We start from the raw sequence: 19,416 nt of genomic DNA, 5'->3' as shown, positions 1-19,416 counted from the left end.
ATATTGTATGGCCATTTGATACGATAGACACAATTTTTATTAGCATGATAAGATATTTTTATTTTCTTGTACTCTTTATTCTCGCTAAACAGACGACAGCGCAGACAAGTAAGACCGAACTGTATAACCAGATTGAAAAAGCTGGTGGTGTGCACTTTGCCTATCCCGAACATGAAATAGGTTCGCAAAGCCAAGCTCCCGACGGCTATAGCCCCTTTTACATCAGTCACTTGGGACGTCACGGATCCCGTTATCTCATCAGCGATACGGAGTATAAAGATCTGATCGATCTGTTCGAAAAGGCATCGCGAAAAAATGAGCTGACACGATTGGGCAGGGAAGTCCTCGGGAGGCTCCATATACTGTGGAAGGAGGTGCAATGGCGCGGTGGCGATCTGTCGCCTCGAGGTGTGCGCGAACAGCGTGGTATTGCTTCACGTCTATATAGCAGCTACCCTGAGCTGTTCGGTACAGGCAGCAAAGTAACAGCTTGTGCCACTACAGTTGTCCGCTGTGTACTCAGTATGGATGCTTTTTGCGAACGGATCAAGGAGTTTAGTCCTGAAACGCATATTGAACGCAATTCAGGGGAGAAATGGCAACGTTTTCTCAATCATCATACCAAGCAGGCTGTTGCCTATCGCTCTGCAGCAGACACCTGGAAACCGGAATACAATAAGTTTGAGAAAGCCCATGTTAAGCCGGAACGGATGATGCAAGCACTGTTTACAAACGCAAAGTCAGTGGAAAGAGAGATGACGGCAGAAAAGATTATGTGGGGACTTTTTGCCATCGCGGAGGGCATGCAAAATGTAGAAACCAAGCTGAGTTTTTTTGACGTATTTACCAAAGATGAGCTGGTGGACCTTTGGCAGTGTAAAAATCTGAAAACTTACCTGAATGATGGAAATTCGGCGTTTAGTAAGGGCTTAATGATGGAGAATGCAAAACCATTGTTGCGTAGCATTTTGGATAGTGCAGAGCAGATCATTGCTCATGGAGGCAGAGGGGCTGACTTTAGGTTTGCCCATGACGGGAATATTATTCCGCTGGCGATGCTGCTGCACTTAAAAGGTTGTTATAGCAGTGTCTCGGATCCTAATAAGGTTTATGAGGCTTGGAGCGATTTTAAAGTCGCACCGATGGCAGGGAATATACAGTTTGTTTTTTTTAGAAAAAACGGTGGAAATCCAAATGATATCCTGGTGAAAATATTACTCCATGAAAATGAAATTACTGTCCCGCCAGTCAAGACAGTGGATGGCGTGTATTATCGATGGAAAGACCTTAGGCAATTTTACGAATCTTTGCTGTAATCCCAGGCAATACGCATCATAGGATTGTTTATGTTTATTTAGTTTTGAGCCATATCGTAAGATATGGCTTTTTTAAACTTTTATTTTTTCATTTTCCTGTGTCTAAATATGGTCATCATTGCATGCTGTTTATTCCGCAAAGGATAATAAGCTTGCGTAGGAGATAAGGAATGAGGTTTAACGGCCAAAAAGCGACATCTCAGTAGAAAAAGGTTCTTTGAATCTGATGATCGGAAGCGGAGAGAATTTTGTAAATTAACCGCTATGAAGTATAATCATTTTGTTTCCAACCAAGGGTGGATAAAATTTAATTATCCGAGTCATTTGATCTATGTTGAAGAGGAGGAGGGGACTTACTTGTTTTACACTGAACAAACAGGAAGTTTTAGAATCACGCCCTTAGAAATACAAGCTAGTCATTTTGATACGGACAAGTATTTAGTAGATTTATGTGAAGAGAATAATGGGAAAATACTGGAAAATGACGGAGGCTACAGTTATCTTTATTATATCTCGTCATCGGAAAATAGCGGCGAAGCGTTAACTATTTTTAATTGGATTTTTGCAGCTGATAATAAAATAGTTTATTGCAGTTACACTATTGACACTCTTACGCAGATTGATCCGGAGATTGTTGAAGAACAACAAGAAATTAATCAGATAATAGCAAACTTAGCGATAGGAAAATAGTTGTGATTGATCCGGAATGATCTGAATAAATATGTTAAAATTTATATTGATAGCGTTCATCGTTTTAAGCTCTTGTTCTAGAAATAAGAATACAAAGCGCATTGATTCAAGGATAATTTATGAAATGGCTTATGATGACAGAACAACGCCCTCAAGATTTGATTTTGACTTTTTTGTTCGATGCAATAATGGCAAAGTCGCTATGATTAATGAACCTGCATTGTGGGGAATTCATCGTGAAAATCCGAAAAACTTGTCTTATGAAAAATTTTTGGATTTAGCTTTGAACCAAATAATAGAGGTAGATGATACGCGTATTTTAAGTAGCGCTGATTGCTTTTTATTGGATTCCAAAGTAGCTAATTATTATAAAAGTCATAGTTTAGAAGATTTTCTACGCGAATACTTCATCAAGGAAAATAGTGGTTGGAGACTTAAAGATGGATATGCTAAATCACAGCTCATGTCTATCAGCTACTATTGCTTTATCAATAATAAATTTTTGCAGTTTGATGATTTTATAGGGATTTATATCCTTGTTGAACCAGATGAACTGTTTTTAAAATAAATAATACCTGGCGGCCCAGGGTTTGAATAATTAGGGGCTGGAGAATTTAATCATAAATTTCAATCACTAGGATGCAGCATCCTATCGTGAAGAGCTATCATCCTTGTTTCCAGGTTACAGTCATATTGCAGTTCTTTTTTTATAGTATCAGAGAGAACATTGTTGTTCAGGAGGATTTCTATGTCGGTCATTAATGATTAAAATTAGAAAATTCAGCGCTGAATTACTAATTTTAAAGGGAGACTTACCTATTATGATCTTCAGCAATGATTTCGTCGATATCATTAATAATACGGTTAATGGTTTTTGTAAAATAGGCTTGTGCGAGTTGTGCCTTTTTCTCTTTGCCATTTTCGTTTTTATAGCGAGCAATAAGGGATACGTTAACGGTGATAAAGCCATACTGTTGTAATTTATGTATACTAAAACCCTGGAGGCTTTCCAGCGGAATGGTCACTTCTTTACCCAAAAGTCCCTTACGGACGCGCATTTCCCTTCTGTCCATATCAATGATAAAATAGGCTCTCAACAGGGAAATCATCAAGATAACGACAATACCCAACATCCACCATTTAAGAATAGATTCTGGAAATTTGATAAAACTGACCAGACCTATAGTGATAAAAATACCTAACATAGGAATGTAGGTGCCTAACTGGGGTGTCATTTTGTATTCATTTCCGTTTCTTTCGAAATTTTTCATGTGCTTATCTCTAATTTAGCTATTTCAATATTGCAATGTGTTGATTATTAATTTTTTTATATTTTTTTCTATAGTTCAATCTGTTTCAATTTAGTGTGAACAATTTGAACATATTTTTCCTTGTAATCATCCGTTAGAAAGCTATGATCAATCAATTCTTTAACTTTATCAGCATTTTTTCTGAAGTCTTTATAAATATTATTTCTTACGAGCTCAGATATTCCCAAACTTTGCGCAAGCTGGTTAAAATCTGACCGTTTTATTTTTCGTTTACGACCACCCAATGTGAGAGCCATATCTTCCTTATCTTTTGGATAGATTAAGTTAACATTGATGAGATCATATGCTGGTGATAATATAACACCATGATTCGTATGCATGAGTGAAAAATTCTTGAGATGCATGTCGTTATTTCCAGTTAAAAAGCTAAATAGTACGAGCCTAAAATATTTGATTGCATCTAATCCTGTATTGGAAGCAAATTGCTTGATGATTTTTCCTACGCGTTCATAGGAGCTATTGTATTTTTGCTCGGTCAGAAGCTGCGATAATTGACATAAATCTTCAACGTGGATTTTTTTGCCCTTCTTTCGGTCAAATCGTTTTGTAATGTATGCTAGTTCTCCTGTGGAAGTTCGTATTAATGCGTGTTTTGCTGTTTCTATCTTAAATAGCGCTGCGAGGTGCATGGTTAGATCTTCTACTTCCGGCATGAAAAGATATTCTTTTGATTGAGGTTTCAGAATATAATCTCCCCAAAGACCAACTAAGGTAAGTCGCTTATTGCCTTTTTCTCCATTTAGACTGAGTGATATTTTTGGCTGTACGCCAGTTATTGCCAATCGCTCAGCTACAGTAACTTCGCCTAATTTTCTCAATTTTTCCTGATCCAACTCCAAATAGGGAACTTGAGTTGTTCCAAAAAATACTCTTGAACATGCTGCGTGATACTCCCCAGTTTCAACTGGTTTATAGCAAAATAAACAATTAGCCATCGTTTTCCGCCTCCATCGGATAAACAGAAACTGCTCCTATAGTGTCTCGACAAAGATTTATCAACAGCGCAAAACGATCTCTGGGATTGAGTTTCCAATGTTTTTCACCGATTTCCAATAACCATCCTTCAGGAATTAATCCATCAAAAAACGGAAATAATATATTGCTATAATAAGTATTTTCGGAAATCGGTAAAGTTAGACTGATAGGTAGTGGATCAGTTTTTTTTAGATAGTTCTCGTCATAACTAAATGAATAGCCATGATCAGTCTCAAGGAGATATCCAGCTAAATCATCATGAAAATATATTTTTGCTTCGCGTGCCATCACTCTCTAATTTGATCAATTACACCAACTTCTTTGCCGAATAACGCCAATATGTCGTTTACTTTGTCTAAACGTAACGTTTTTTTTCCTTGCTCGAGATCACGCACAAACCGTAAGCCGACTCCAGCATTAGCAGCTAAGTCTTCCTGTGTTAGCTTTAATTCTTTCCGTTTCTGTTTTACAAACACTCGTATTGAATCCATAATTATACCCTTTCTGATATAAATATAGTAAATGTTCTTAAATTATACTACATCGGGTATAAATTATGTGTTTTATATACTTTTTATACCCGTTCGGGGTGTAAATTTTAAAATCGATATGGGAGGAGTACGAAGCTCATAATGACGTAAAAAAATGATATCTATTGGGTTTTAATTCACGTATGTGCAAATTATAACCAAATATCACCTTATTTTAACCTTTTTTAGCTAAGCATTGTAATCCTAAATTGGCTATTGTATATTTAATGTCAATTTGACATTTATTTAAATCTAAATTGTTATGAAGCCAGTTCAATTTAAAGTTCCTGCCCCTCAGGATAAATCTATCTATATTCAAGAAGACGTGCTGGATAAGTTCTATCCGTATATGCATCGTCATGAGGAATATCAATTAATCTGGATTAAAGAAGGTATCGGCCAGCTACTCGTGGACGATAATGTACACGAATTTCAGCCCGGCGACATTTTTCTATTGGGAACAAACCAGGCCCATGTGTTTAAAAGTTTCATCGCAGGAGTATCTGTGCGGTCTGTCTCACTATTTTTTAGCCCGAAAGGAGCACTGTCTACCATGGCCACCATGCCCGAACTTCGCAATCTGCTTGATTTTGTGCATAAATGCCAGCGGGGATTTAAGGTTCCGCCGAAACATCAGGGACAGGTATGCTATTATATTGAAATCCTGCAAAAGTCCGACTTTCTGGATCAGCTCGTCAATTTCTTTTATCTGTTAAAATCACTCAGCAAAGTATTCGCCGAATTGGAGCCGCTTTCTGGTGTTCAACTGGCCAAAAGGGAAATCTCCAAACCTTTCCGTATTGAGAAACTATGTAAATTTTTGGAAGAGCACTTTAAAGAGGATATCAGTTTGGATGAAATAGCCGAAAAGGCAAACCTTACGCCGCATGCCTTTTGCCGCTATTTTAAGAATTGCACCGGAAAAACTTTTGTCGCCTATTTAAATGAACTGCGTATCCGCGAAGCCTGTAAATTATTGGGTTTGGGTAGGCACGAGTCGATCTCTTTAATCGCCTATGATGCCGGCTTTAATAGCATCACCAATTTCAACCGTGTGTTTCGAAGTATATTGGGGATATCGCCCAAAATATATGTGCGCAACTACCGAAATTATCTATACGATTAAAACTTTTTAATCACTTTAGGCTATTTGATCCCATCTGGCAGAAGGTCGCTCAATTTCCTGCACGATTTCGGCTCTGATTCAATTCCGTCTAACCATAACAGAAATATTTTTCCTGTTATGGTTAGACGGAATTGCTGTTTTATGCACTATGCTGCAATCCTACAGCTCGCCAATAGGCCTCTTTTTCTTTTGTTAAAATGCTAGAATGAGTGGGTAAGATCGGACCGAAAACCGCTACTCCGAAGTACTAATTTTGTTACAGAAAGAAGAACTAATCAATTTTTTAACATGCTGTTAAAGCCTTTTTTGCAAAAGGAATCCATTTATCCCAGGGATAGATGTGTCATTGACAGTATGCTAAACTGAACACCTGCTTAACGAAATTATGACTATGTATGAAAATCTTCCAAAAAAATGCTTAACGGGTATTTTTATGTTGCTGCTGTTGATATGTCAACAGCTATATGCGCAACAACAGAGAACGGTCACGGGGATCGTTAAAGACGAAAAAGGCATACCTTTGTCTGATCTGAGTATTTTAGAGAAAGGCATCCGCAATGCCACCAAAACGGATGCGGATGGAAAATTCAGCCTACCGCTTAAATCGGCAAATCCGACCTTGATTTTTAGTTATGTCGGTTATGTACGGCAGGAGAAACAGCTGCGTGCCGGCGAAAATACACTTCAGATAACGATGAAGGAAGATGGAACGGGGCTTGATGAGGTGGTCGTGATGGGCTATCAGGATGTGCAGCGGCGGAAGACGACAGGAGCTATTGCTACCGTAAAAGGGAAAGATTTTGAAAATACGCCCTATGCAACCTTCGATGCCATGCTGCAGGGACGCGTGGCTGGTTTGACGGTGTTGAGTACTTCGGGCGAACCCGGTACCAATAACATTGTCAACATCCGCGGGACGAGCAACCTGGGCTTAGCAGACAACCAACTGCAGGCGCCCTTATATGTGATCGACAATATTATTTACGACGTGAGTGATATCCGGTCGGCTTATGGTAATGCAAGTCCTTTGCAGGCCATTAATCCCAACGACATCGAATCGGTTGATATCCTGAAAGATGCTTCGGCATCGGCCATTTATGGTGCCCGTGCTGCAAATGGGGTCATTATCATCAAAACCAAACGTCCGGCGCAGGGTAAACCCGAAATACGGATCTCGGCTTACAACGGAGTTTCCAGCCGTCCGGCAATGAAGCCCATCACTGTTGGTGCAGCCGAGCGCAGGCTGAAAATGAACTTGCTCTATCAGGGTGGATCGTACGACTGGTTCAATAATGGATCCATTAGCCCCATGTTAACAGATAGTTTAAATCCAGCCTTTAACAACAATACCGATTGGCAGGGGCTTTTTCTGCAGTCGGCCAACATCAACAATGTCAATGTGAGTATCGGTGCCACCATGGAGAAATTTTTATACCGTTTCTCGGCACAGCGTTACTATGAGCAGGGCGTAATGATGGGCTTTGAAAATGAAAACCTAACCCCGCGCCTGATGTTACAGGCTAACCCGACGGACAATTTCCAATTTGAAACAAATTTGTTCGCAGGTTTTACTAAAGCGAAACATGGTTCGGGTGACGATACAAAATATCCCTTTAGCACCTGGGGATTTCCTTCTTCTTTCTATCAGCTTACGGATGTCGACCAGCAGATCTATACGGGGCGCTACGATGGTTTGATGGATCGCGATAACTCCTTCAGCCTGAATGGAAACTTCGCTGGGACACTCAAGAAATTTCTGATCAATGGGCTGACCCTGCGCTCGCAGTTTTCGTTTAATGTCAATAATAATACACGCGATCTTTTTCGCCCCAAACTGCTTACGGGCTATAGAAACTTTGCACAGAATTGGGTGAACCAAAATAAGCGCTGGGAATGGGAAACCTATTTTAACTACATCAAGAGCATTCGAAACATCCATAATTTTAGTGCCGTTTTGGGTACTGGTATTGAACGCAATACGTCCAATGAAAATTATATGTATGGCTACAACGACAATGGAAATTATGTGAAAACCGTAACCGGTATCCCTTCCGGGCCTGATCTCTATGCAACGACTTCCATCAATGAGCGCTCGCGCGTATCGGTATTCGGTCGTTTTGGCTATGATTATAAGGACAAATACCTGCTTTCTGCAAGCTACAGGATGGACGCATCGTCGCGCTACAGCAAGGATAACCGCTGGGGTATTTTCCCATCCATATCTGCCGGCTGGGTGCTTTCGGAAGAACCGTTTTTCCAGGGAGTCAAAAACGCCATATCCTTTTTCAAAATAAGGGGTAGCTATGGTATTACGGGTCGTGATCCGGGCTCTTACTATGCGCGCTATACAGGACTGACTTTTGACGCATCTTATCCAGGGGCGGTGCTGGAAAATGGCATTGCTGGTTCGGTACTCTCGTATAACGGTAAGCCGACAGTATCTCCTAATTATGCGGCGGCGGCAACATCACCGACAATCAGATGGGAGCGTTCACCGCAGTTTAATGCCGGGTTCGATATGAACCTGCTGCACGACCGGGTTACGGTAACTGCTGATTTTTATGTGCGCGACTCCAAAGAGTTGGTATACGATCTGACGATGCCCGCTACTTCGGGATACAGCACGGTCTCCAATAATTTTATCAGTGTGAGAAACAGTGGTGTGGAAATGACGATTATCTCCCGAAATATGGCCCCTTCATCGGCATTCCAGTGGACCACCAATTTCAATATGGCTTATAATAAAAATTATGTGACCAGCCTGCCTGACGGTGGAAAGGAAATACAAGTGGGACCACCCTGGATGCAACGCGCCCTGAATGTAGGCCAGCCTATTTTTCCATTCAAAGTATGGGATGTGGATGGCGTATATGCGACCAATGCTGACGTGCCTGTCGATCCATTGACGGGAAGAAGAATAGCGCACTTTAATCGATCAGTCCTTTATCAGGCTGGCGATCCGCGCAGAAGGGATGTCAATGGGGATTATGTGATCGATTATAACGATAAAATTGATATGGGAAATCCAAATCCTGACTTCGTGGGCGGTTTTATCAACCAGTTCTCTTACAAGAATTTTAGCCTATCCACACTCGTGAGCTTTGTTTTCGGACGCTCTTTGTGGAATGGTTACCTGTCGGATAAATTACAGGATGCCGGTTCATCTGCCCTTTATTCGACCTGGGGTACCAATTCGGCTATTGCAGGCGATTTTAAACCCAGCGACTTCTGGATGAAAGACGGCGATCAGACCAAATACCCTACTTTGTTTCGCAATACGGTAGACAATTGGCACATCGCCAACAGCACTTTTGTGGAAAATGCCAGTTTTGTACGCCTGAAAAATATTCAGCTGAGCTACACATTCCCGCAGGCCATGATTAAGAAACTTAAGTTGAAAATGCTCCGCATTTATGGGGTCGTGGATAATGTGGCTGTTAAGTCCTGGTCTTCTGTGCCGGACCCTGAAGCAGTGGAAGCCAATGGTTATTCAACGGGTAACGGATATCCGATCCCGAAGAAATGGACAATAGGCTTGGATGTAACCTTTTAATCATGTCAGTTCCATCGGATAACGGTGGCTTAAAATTAGTTAGAGATGAAAAGAAAAATATTGTTTTTAATGCTGAGTGCTTTCATGTATCTCGCTTCAGGCTGCTCCAAGTTTCTGGACATTGAGCCTGTCAGTTCGGCAACCGACGAGAACTTCTGGAAAACGCAGGAAGATGCCAATAGCGCAACCAACGCCATGTATGCGCTGCTGCGCAAGGCCCTAAATCAAGCCAGCGGTATGGCCTACTATGCCTATGGCGATTTGCTAACGGACGAAATTACTTCTTCAACCAACGCAGACTTTAATCCGATTGTCAATATGCAGCTCAACACGGCTGTAGCAGCTTCGGAAACTTGGCGGCCCGCGTATCAGCTGCGACGCTATGATGCCTTTTATCAGGCCATAGACCAGGCCAACCGCGTGATCCAGAAGCTCCCTAAGATGGATGAAAATGCCTTTGACAATGTATCGACCAGGGATTACTATATCGGCGAAGCTTACTTTGTGCGTGCATTTGCCTATTTCTATATGGCGAGGGTATGGGGAACAGTGCCGATTATCACAGCATCTGTGGTGCCCATCAATGCTGTAAATCTCCCGGCAAGTAAAGAGAGTGATGTGCTGGATCAGAGCCAGGCCGATTTAACTAAAGCTTTGACTTTACTGAAATGGAGCAATATTGACCAAGATGATTTTGCCCTGCGTGCAAATACCGGAGCAGCGCTTGCCCTGCAGGCGCACCTGAGTGCATGGCGCGGCGAATATGCGGACTGCATCGAGGCAGCTAAATCGGTATTGGAAAGCGGCGAATATTCTTTTGTGGGAAGGGATAGTCTGAACTACCGCAGTATTTATCAGGGAAAATCCAATGAAGGTATTTTTGAGATTTCCCAAAATGGGGAAAACGAAGGTACAAACTCGGGAATAGGGTACTTCTCGCTAGCCGGGCCTTATTTTCGGACTTTAACAGATCCGATTCTAAGAATCAGTCAGGATTATATTAAAACGCTCTTTAAAGACAGTAACGATAAACGATTTAAAAGTGTGTTTGATATAGTTTATAACGGTAACTATGCGCTGTGTACGAAATATGCGAATGTTAAGTTTTCGAGTAATGCGTCAAATGCCAATGCGATATTTAAAAATAACATCATCATCTTTCGCTATTCTGATATTAAGCTGCTTATGGCAGAGGGATTGGCCGCAACAGGTAAAAATAGCTCCGCAGAAACCATCTTAAATGAAATCCGCACGCAAGCTGGACTGCCTGCCTACACAAACGAGGAACCGCTCATCGAGGCCATCTTTAGTGAAAGAGCGCGCGAGCTTTTTCTGGAAGGCCATCGCTATTACGATCTCGTGCGGTTGTATAAACACTTCAATGTCTATAAATTTCCGGAAGGCAAAATGAACCAGTCGCAATTTAATGCGAAGAAATACCTTTGGCCATTTGACCCATCGTTGTTGTCAACCAATCCGCTGCTGAATCAGACACCATACTGGGGAACCGTCAATATGTAAACCACTAAACCTGAAAAAAATGAAAACCTTATATCGATTTGCGTTGCTGCTGGCTTTTGGACTGGCAGTGGTGGGTTGCAAGAAAGCAGCTTATCTGACGGATGATGGCCTCCATACAGCCGAAGTCAATCTGTCTACTTACGACTACCTGGCGGCTCATCCCAATGGGATGTTTGATACCCTGCTGCTGGTGATTGACCATTTTAAACTCAAAGACGAAATCAACAAGGCGAAAACCTTTTGGGCACCTTCGGATTATTCGGTCAACCGTTATTATAAGCAGAAGGCAGACTCGGTGAAGTATGTGGACGAAAATGCACAGTATTCTTTTGATCAGTTTCTCAACGAAATCCCTGTGGATTCGGTCAGGGCATACATCTACAACGATGCCCCTTACAATTTGGAAACGGCCAGTACAGCGTATACGACGATCAGCAATGCGTCCAATGTGGGTGGATTTTTCTATCATAGGCAAAAGCAGCCCAAAGCGGCCTGGTCTTCGCAGCCCGTTTATTATTTATACTACGTCAAAGTGCGTGGCGAGGCGGATCAGATCAGCCCTGACGGTATTGTTACGGTCAAAGAAGATGATCAGGCCGACATGCGTATATATTGTCAGACAACCGGGATTAAAACGGCTTCAGGAACCATGCTGAATGTATTGGCCAATACACATACGTTTATAGGCGATTTTGTGCCACGCCTCCTGACGGGGCCTAAAATCGTGGAAACCGGTTCTACGCTGACCTTTACATACGACCTGAGTATTAAATATGATGCAGCCGGTTATACAGGTACCACAGTGGACCTGCTGTTGCCACGTTTAGCGCGCTTTTATGGCGTGGAGAGCGGCGCAATATCCGCGCTGGTGGGTAAGGATATTACGTATTATGCTGTACAGCCCGATGGCAGCTTAAATGCAAACAGCACTGCCAACGCCCCCGGGCACTGGTTCGATACGAAAGGGCAAACCTGTTCATGGGGCACCGATGCACGCATTGTGTCTGAGCTGGCAACCTCAACGATGACCTTCAATATTCTGCAATATCCAGGGCAAACAACGGTGGGTAGTACCTATACGGTCCGCCAATCCCTCGTGTACAAGTCGAAAACAAAGGGTGATTTGAATGCTGTTTTTGTATTCAACATTAAGATCAAATAAATTATGAAACTAACTGGATTGATTCCGCGGCAGTGCCGGATCAACCGGATAGCTTCATCACAAATGAAAAAATAAAACAGATGAAAAAACGAAGTTTTATAATCGGCTTAGCAGGTTTATCCCTATTGCTATTGGATTCCTGCAAGAGTGACCAAATAGGTTATTTAAGTGAAAATATACGCTATAATGTGGAGAATCTGCAAGTCAACCAGGGGACGGTGGTGTACACGGATGCCATTGTTGCCAATGGAAGCACAACCCCGCTGACCGTCAATCTGGTTGCGGTACGGAACAAGGAAACCGGCGAGCTCACAACAGAATTTTCAAAAGAACATGAAATATCCACCTACCTTGCTGAAGTCACCTGGCGGGATACCACCCTGGATCTGTTGAAAGCGAAGATTGGCAAGGCTAAATATCCGCCGATGATGCTCAATGCGACCGGTGGCCGCGTGGGTTTTACACAGGCGACGCAATTCGTGACCCCGGGGCAGTACACCATCGATGTGGAGGTGAGCAATATCGCCGGACAGAAAAAATTTAAGAATATACTGGACTTTAATGTTATCGGTGCCAAGAAGGAAGATATTTTATTTAAGTCGTGCACGAGTTCGGACTACGGTGCCGAATCTAATTTTTTGCCGTATACAGATTACGAGATCAGTGTAGAACATCAGGCTGAAGGGGAAAACAAAATTGTATATCAATGGGAAGATAAAAACGGCAAGCCCTTCAATCCTAAAAAAGGCGAGATCATCAAGCGTGGCGACCGGCCTACGTTCAAAAATTGGTCTCCTTATTATCCGGAGGAAGTTACCGATACGGGCTTGGTGTATCGCTATCCAGATGTTTCGGGGCTGGTATACCCCATCATGAACGGTACTTATGTAGGTACAGAATTTTGGTCGGGGGATCCTATTTCTTATTACCGTATTGTGGGGACAGCGACTACGCTGGGGCGTAATCTCAATCCGGTATCGACCATCAAATTCTACAGAAGTGGTACCTACATCGTTCGCTTCCGTTTTTTGACCGTCACACATAGTTGATCTCTACCTATTAAAAGCGCAAATGATGAAAAGTATAGTATTGCATAAAGTTCTGCTGATACTGGTTTCAGCACTTGTATTCCTTTCGCAGGGATGCAGCAAAAAAGTTGAACTTCCGGTCGAGGAAGAGGTCACCACGCCGCCCGTTACAGTGGGGACAGATTCTTTGAAGATTTATAAGCCAAAGGAATTTGAAGGGATGGATTATAACGATAAAGGGAGTAAATGGTCCTATTCGCGCAGCCGTCAGTCGGAGCATTTTATCGTGTTCTGGGGTGCAAGTTATGGGAAGAATGACCCCAATTCGGACGCTGTACCCGAAGAATACCGCGTCGATATTGATGATCTCTTGGCCAAGGCCGAACAGTTCTATGCATTGAACGTTGGCACGCTGAAGTTTGCAGAACGCAAAGTAAACCGATCCAATCTGGATAAGTATAAAATGATGATTTTTGTTCATTATACGACAGAATGGATGGCGTATGGTGGCGGTTACGACGATACGATCGGCGCATTGTGGATCAATCCGGCGACCTGTAAGCCAGTAGGTGCTGTGATTGCCCACGAGATCGGGCATAGTTTTCAATATCAGGTATTTGCCGATCTGAAAGGCGGACATGGATTTCGCTACGGTTTTGGCGGAACGAGCGGCAATGGGTTCTGGGAGCAGACAGCGCAATGGCAGGCCTACCAAACGTATCCCGCACAGGCATTTTCGGGCTCCGATTTTCCCGTCTATACCGAAAATTATCATCGCCATATTCATCACGAGAAATATCGTTATGCCAGCTATTTCATCCATTGGTATTGGACAAGTAAACATGGGATCGATATGATTGGCCGCATCTGGCGCGAAGCGTTAAAACCCGAAGATCCGGTGCAGGCCTATATGCGTATAACGGGTATCGATGTGAAACAATTCAACAATGAGATCTATGATGCGGCGACCCGCTTTGTGACCTGGGACCTGAACAGCATCCGGGATTATGGTAAGAATTATATTGGTAAGCTGACGACCAAATTTACGCGGCAATCCAACGGTAGTCTTCGCGTTACCTATGATCGTTGTCCGGGTACTACGGGTTATAATGTGATTCCGCTGGAAGTTCCGGCTGCGGGAACCCCGGTTTCAGTAGCTTTTAAGGGACTACCAAATGCCGCCGGATTCAACGCGGTGGATGCCAGCCGTGCCGGATGGCGCTATGGCTATGTAGCTTTATTGAAAGACGGCACGCGGGTATATGGTGACAGGACGGAGGGCACGGAGAATACGGTAGCGTTTACTGTTCCGGCCAATTGTAGCAACCTCTGGTTTGTTGTCACAGGTGCCCCATCTGTTTACCAACCACATGCCTGGGATGATGACGATAGCAATGATGAGCAATGGCCTTACGAAATCAAAATTCAGGGTACAACGGCTACAGGATACAATGAGGTGAGCAGTCAGCCCAAAGATATCGCGTTGAATTATGACCTGAGCTTCCCGGCAGATGCCACAGGGTATTCGGGTGCGCAGGTAAGCGTCAATGCCGCTCAGCTAGGGGAGGCTTTGGCCATATCTTCGGCAGACCTGGCGGGTTTGATGAGCAGCGGGAAAATTAAGTTCTATGCCGTGGAGCCGAATGGAAGTTTAAATCCCAACAATACGGCCACAGGTTACGGGCATTGGTTTACGCCTGCTGGGGCTGTCACCAACTGGGGTGCCAGTGCGGGCTTGTTTTCGGAATTTAACGCCAGTACGATAACGTTCTCCATAGGTCAATATCCGGGCGCTTTGGCCACTGGAAAGAAATACACCATCAAGCAGGCACTGCTGTATACGTACGAAGGAACGAAAAGCGTGCAGGCGACGTTCACATTTAATGTGAATATCAAATAAGAGTATGTTAAAACCACAAGATGAGATGGTGGTTCATATGTTTATGTTTAGTTTAAGCCACGTCGGGAGATGTGGCTTTTTTGATTTTTGTATTGTTGCTATTGTATCGATGCCTCTGGGCTCTGCGCTTAGCTGTGGTCATTCATCCCGAAAATCATACCGTTCGAATAAATTATTTAGGCAACCGCTGTTAGGCCTATACATTCGTATCGAATTAAAGAATACGAATAATGATCCGAAAATTAATCTATCTAGAGTTGGCCACAATGCTGTTTGCTTGCCGTACCGCTTATGGGGAGACAGGCTGTTCGTTGCAGGATACCACCACCATTAAACCGATACGCTTGAATGAGGTACACGTGTCGGGACGGGTAAATCCCCTTAAAATTGCTCCCGGCAGGCTGACTTATCAGGTAGCTAAAGGCAGCGCCGGTTCTTCGGGTAGCGCCCTGGAGCTGCTGCGCAGAATGCCTGGTGTGAGCATTTTAGCAAATGGTAAGATCAGTTTAAACGGGCAAGCGGGCATTCAACTGCTGGTCGACGGCAAAACAAATTTTATGGATGGCGAAAATCTGATCAATTTTTTGGCCTCCATGCCAGCCGCATCGCTCGATGTTGTCGAACTTATTACGCAACCAGATGCTACAATGGATGCCAATGGTGATGCCCGCTTTATCAATCTGAAACGGATCAACAGGACCGCCCCTGGCCTCAGTGTTTCTTTATCGACCAATGCCGAACAAGGGAAGTACAGCAGAACCTTCCAAAATATCGCCGTGGCCGCCAACACCGCTAAGTTGGCGATGTCGCATACCTATTCTTATGGAGAAGGGACGGAATTAATTGATGTTAATTCGACCAGGTATATCAGCAAGGAGGGGGATAAGAGGGGCAATGAATTGCGATTGGATATGGACGCCGTTAGAAAGAGAAATTATCGCAATCATTATTACAACGGCACGCTCGATTATGCACCAAATGATCACGTGAAAATGGGGACTTATGTATTAATCAACAATCATGAGCGGACCAAACAGGAAGCTGTTCGTTCTAATTTCTTTAACAGCTCTTCACAGGTGGACTCCAGCATAGCAACAGGAAATGTGTTGGGGCATACCTTTAGGAACTTTAGTACCGGAGCCCATTTGACGGTTCAGTTTGGCGCTGGCTCTAAATGGGAAAATTATCTTGATCGGCAACAGTTTAACCAATCCGAAACCCAAGATCAACTGCTGGACAAATTTGGTGCTGATGGCTCAGTAACGGCCTTGCAGCAAAAACTCCGCGGTGAGACGGGAGGGAAGGTTACTATTACGACCGTGCAATCGAAATATATGCTCGACATCCGTCCAAATATGACGGCCTCTTTTGGTGGAAAATTGACGCAGGTTAATATGCGTACCAATTCATTTTATCAGCAAACTCATGACAACAGCTGGCAGGACCGCGCCGACCTGATCAATACATTCGGTCATGCGGAGCAGTTGAAAGCGCTATTTATGCAGACGCGGTTTAGCCCTTCGGACCTCTTCCAAATTGATGTGGGGCTACGATTTGAGGATGCTGCATTTAAGAGCAGGACCGCCAATGATAAGGATACAGATTTTATCATGCTGAGATCCTATAAAAATTTGTTTCCGAACCTGACCGCGACCTATGCAATGGATGCGGAACAAAAGCTTTCGCTCAATTACCACAGGCGGGTCAATCGTCCCAATTTCAAAGACCTGAGCCCTTTTGTGGAGGTCAACGACCCCTATTTGTACGAGAAGGGAAACTCAGCATTAAAGCCCGAGTTTGTCCATACGATGGAACTGACCTGGTTGTTCAAAAACAGCTATTCGTTGCAGCTGCGCTATAACCTGCGGCAAAATGCGATCAGCAAGAGTTACAACCTGGACGAGCAAAGGCGGACTGTCGTTATGCCGATGAATCTGGAGCACGCATCCAATGTGGGGTTGCGGTTTAATGCAGCGAGTATTTCCCCCCTGAAAAAGTGGAACATACAGCTGAACGGGAACCTGAACTATACCTCTTTTGAATGGCGGACGGCAACTGATGTGCATCGCAACAGGCGGCTGGTACCTTCTTTGCAGGTACAAAATACGGTAAGTCTGCCTTTTAAACTCAGTCTCGAGCTCAATGGCTTCTGGAATGGGTCTACTGCCGAGGGGCAGGCTACCATGGCTTCCCTCTGGTCTATGAATACTGCCGTACGTAAAACCATCTTGCAAGATAAATTAACTTTGTATATTTATGCCAATGACCTTTTCAGGACCAACAGGCCTAAAATAATTTTTAGTAGTGATGCTATGGAAGGGAAGTACAGGGAGTTGTACGATAGTAGAGTTATTGGGATCAACCTTTCCTACCGATTACATCGCGGAATGAAAGGTAACCTAAAAAGCGATCGTACCAATGACCGATTGGAAGAAAATAGCCGGATTAATTACTGATATCATGAGAGCGAACATTGCAAAATTAAGCGGAAACCCCATACACTATCTAGGTCCGGCACTCTGGGGAATCGCTTCTTTCAATATTCTTCGAGTCGTGACAGATGTAACCAAGAAAGATGAATTTTGGTCTGGGGGAATTAGGATCCATTCGGTTGGACTGCTTATCTCGGTGGTTTTTTGTTACGTCATAACAGTGCTTTGGCGGCGGAGACTGGCGAGGATCTTTGCTGCAAAGCCTACCGTCAAACCAAATGTCGCAGTAGAGTATATCGTTGCTGTTGTTCAAATCATGGGGATATTGAATCCAACGGTCTTCGTGTCCGAACGCCTGGGCTGGATCTATATGGGGGATGGTTATATTGATTACATCTTGGTTAATGCGATTTATGTTCCCTTGTTTCTGCTTTACTACATGTTTTTGCGGAACGAGCGCAGCGACAGGAATATGGCCGACAATCGCATCTATGTGGAACAGATCAAAGCGGACAAGCTAAATACCGAATTGCAATTATTGAAAAGTCAGTACCACCCACATTTTCTCTTTAATGCGCTTAATACGGTCTATTTTCAAATTGATGAATCAAATACATTGGCAAAAAAAAGTGTCGAACAGCTTTCGGAACTGTTACGTTATCAGATTTATACGGTGGATGAAAAGGTATCGATGGAGCAGGAACTTGCATATTTAAAATCTTATATTGCGTTTCAGCAGCAGCGGTTGACAGCAAGATTGACCGTGCGCACAGACATTGACGAGGATTGGACAGACATCAGCATCTTTCCTTTGCTTTTTCAGCCTTTAATAGAAAATGCCTTTAAATATGTGCGCGGGCAGTACGAGATCGCAATCTGTCTCAAGCGTCGTCCTACTAACATATGCTTCAGCATTTCCAATAGCCTATCCGGGGCCGCGGCAGTTGAGGCGGCAATTCCCCGGGCTGAGGTAGCGGAGTCGGGGGCGGGACTTACCAATCTGAAAAAGAGATTGGCATTGTGCTATCCGCAGCGGCATACCTTGAATACGCATGCCGATACAACGCATTTTTTTGCTGAGTTAATACTAGATTTATAATTGTTTATGAGAGAGATCAGATGTGCTATAGTGGACGATGAACCTTTTGCGCGCAAAGGAATCGCATCCTACATCGAGAAAATAGATTTTTTGAAGCTTGTTGCTGAATGCGAAGATGCGATCGAGTTGAGCCAATATCTGCGTTTGCATCCCCTTGATCTTATCTTTCTTGATATTGAGATGCCCGAGATATCGGGCTTGGATTACATAGCGAGCCTGAGCAATCCGCCCAAGATAATCGTCGTCTCAGCGTACGAAAAATATGCATTGCGGGGGTATGAGCTGGACGTTGTCGATTATCTGTTAAAACCGGTGCCCTTCGAACGCTTCTTTAAGGCGGCGAATCGGGCATTTGATGTGCTCAGCAGCGCTGCTCCATCTGCAGGTCTGTTGGCAACTTCTCCAGATGCGCATATTTTTCTGAAGGTGGACAAACAGTTAAAGAAGATTTTTCTGCACGATATCCTATTCGTGCAGAGTATGGGTAACTATGTGATCGTGCAGACGATAGATTCGCAGGAAGTGACCTATTGCAGCCTACAGCAGATGATGAGTACGCTGCCAGTCCACCAGTTTATCGCCTGCCATCGATCCTATCTTGTCAATAGGAATAGGATAGCAATCATAGAAGGGAATCAGTTACATGTGGGGGAATACAAAATTCCGATCGCCCGAAATTTAAGGGAGGACGTGATGACATCGATCTTAAATCGTAGTTGAGTAGATACTGCAGTTTGATGATTATATAGGGAT

General features: G+C 43.5%; 16 protein-coding genes. 12 read left to right on the top strand and 4 right to left on the bottom strand.

Annotated elements, in window-relative coordinates; translation table 11 throughout:
* The first annotated feature begins 44 nt into the window (after window positions 1-44).
* From GVK91_RS13940 to GVK91_RS13930, 3 genes are all read left to right on the top strand, one after another.
* A complete protein-coding gene (locus tag GVK91_RS13940) occupies window positions 45-1,316 on the top strand; it encodes a histidine-type phosphatase (protein ID WP_159729448.1) in 1,272 nt (423 codons plus the stop codon).
* A gap of 264 nt (window positions 1,317-1,580) precedes the next feature.
* The gene (locus tag GVK91_RS13935; RefSeq protein ID WP_159729446.1) at window positions 1,581-2,006 is read left to right on the top strand and encodes a DUF3805 domain-containing protein; all 426 of its coding nucleotides are present in this window, start codon (window positions 1,581-1,583) and stop codon (window positions 2,004-2,006) included.
* A 31-nt stretch (window positions 2,007-2,037) separates the two neighbouring features.
* Window positions 2,038-2,574, top strand: a complete 537-nt coding sequence (locus tag GVK91_RS13930; RefSeq protein ID WP_159729444.1) for a hypothetical protein — start codon at window positions 2,038-2,040, stop codon at window positions 2,572-2,574.
* A 244-nt stretch (window positions 2,575-2,818) separates the two neighbouring features.
* Here GVK91_RS13930 and GVK91_RS13925 read toward each other — a convergent pair whose 3' ends face one another.
* From GVK91_RS13925 to GVK91_RS13910, 4 genes are all read right to left on the bottom strand, one after another.
* Window positions 2,819-3,277: a hypothetical protein gene (locus GVK91_RS13925; protein WP_159729442.1), complete on the bottom strand. Its 459-nt coding sequence runs from the start codon at window positions 3,275-3,277 to the stop codon at window positions 2,819-2,821.
* A 68-nt stretch (window positions 3,278-3,345) separates the two neighbouring features.
* Window positions 3,346-4,272, bottom strand: a complete 927-nt coding sequence (locus GVK91_RS13920; RefSeq protein ID WP_159729440.1) for a HipA domain-containing protein — start codon at window positions 4,270-4,272, stop codon at window positions 3,346-3,348.
* Window positions 4,265-4,600, bottom strand: a complete 336-nt coding sequence (locus tag GVK91_RS13915) for a HipA N-terminal domain-containing protein (protein WP_159729438.1) — start codon at window positions 4,598-4,600, stop codon at window positions 4,265-4,267. Before GVK91_RS13915 ends, GVK91_RS13920 begins: the two co-directional genes overlap by 8 nt.
* The gene (locus GVK91_RS13910; RefSeq protein WP_153846654.1) at window positions 4,600-4,803 is read right to left on the bottom strand and encodes a type II toxin-antitoxin system Y4mF family antitoxin; all 204 of its coding nucleotides are present in this window, start codon (window positions 4,801-4,803) and stop codon (window positions 4,600-4,602) included. Before GVK91_RS13910 ends, GVK91_RS13915 begins: the two co-directional genes overlap by 1 nt.
* 301 nt (window positions 4,804-5,104) lie before the next feature.
* Here GVK91_RS13910 and GVK91_RS13905 point away from each other — a divergent pair, with 301 nt between their 5' ends.
* From GVK91_RS13905 to GVK91_RS13865, 9 genes are all read left to right on the top strand, one after another.
* Entirely contained in the window at window positions 5,105-5,968 is an 864-nt protein-coding gene (locus GVK91_RS13905) for an AraC family transcriptional regulator (protein ID WP_159729436.1), read from the top strand.
* A gap of 391 nt (window positions 5,969-6,359) precedes the next feature.
* Window positions 6,360-9,521 carry a SusC/RagA family TonB-linked outer membrane protein gene (locus GVK91_RS13900; RefSeq protein WP_159729434.1) on the top strand — a complete coding sequence of 1,054 codons (3,162 nt, stop codon included), beginning with the start codon at window positions 6,360-6,362 and terminating at the stop codon, window positions 9,519-9,521.
* A gap of 45 nt (window positions 9,522-9,566) precedes the next feature.
* Window positions 9,567-11,042, top strand: a complete 1,476-nt coding sequence (locus tag GVK91_RS13895; RefSeq protein ID WP_159729432.1) for a RagB/SusD family nutrient uptake outer membrane protein — start codon at window positions 9,567-9,569, stop codon at window positions 11,040-11,042.
* Between the two features lie 19 nt (window positions 11,043-11,061).
* The gene (locus tag GVK91_RS13890; RefSeq protein ID WP_159729430.1) at window positions 11,062-12,204 is read left to right on the top strand and encodes a DUF4859 domain-containing protein; all 1,143 of its coding nucleotides are present in this window, start codon (window positions 11,062-11,064) and stop codon (window positions 12,202-12,204) included.
* 80 nt (window positions 12,205-12,284) lie between these two features.
* The gene (locus GVK91_RS13885) at window positions 12,285-13,253 is read left to right on the top strand and encodes a hypothetical protein (RefSeq protein WP_159729428.1); all 969 of its coding nucleotides are present in this window, start codon (window positions 12,285-12,287) and stop codon (window positions 13,251-13,253) included.
* A 22-nt stretch (window positions 13,254-13,275) separates the two neighbouring features.
* On the top strand, window positions 13,276-15,132 hold the full coding sequence (locus GVK91_RS13880; RefSeq protein ID WP_200845617.1) for a DUF4859 domain-containing protein: 1,857 nt from the start codon (window positions 13,276-13,278) through the stop codon (window positions 15,130-15,132).
* Window positions 15,133-15,362: 230 nt separating this feature from the next.
* The gene (locus GVK91_RS13875) at window positions 15,363-17,588 is read left to right on the top strand and encodes an outer membrane beta-barrel family protein (protein ID WP_159729426.1); all 2,226 of its coding nucleotides are present in this window, start codon (window positions 15,363-15,365) and stop codon (window positions 17,586-17,588) included.
* On the top strand, window positions 17,551-18,663 hold the full coding sequence (locus GVK91_RS13870) for a sensor histidine kinase (RefSeq protein ID WP_235032928.1): 1,113 nt from the start codon (window positions 17,551-17,553) through the stop codon (window positions 18,661-18,663). The genes GVK91_RS13875 and GVK91_RS13870 overlap by 38 nt, the downstream gene beginning before the upstream one ends.
* A 6-nt stretch (window positions 18,664-18,669) precedes the next feature.
* Window positions 18,670-19,383, top strand: a complete 714-nt coding sequence (locus GVK91_RS13865) for a LytTR family DNA-binding domain-containing protein (RefSeq protein ID WP_159729422.1) — start codon at window positions 18,670-18,672, stop codon at window positions 19,381-19,383.
* Window positions 19,384-19,416: the final 33 nt, after the last annotated feature.

Origin of the sequence: Sphingobacterium sp. 18053 (assembly GCF_902706145.1) — a bacterium.
Classification (GTDB): domain Bacteria; phylum Bacteroidota; class Bacteroidia; order Sphingobacteriales; family Sphingobacteriaceae; genus Sphingobacterium; species Sphingobacterium paramultivorum.
This window is presented reverse-complemented; position numbering and strand designations above follow the sequence as displayed.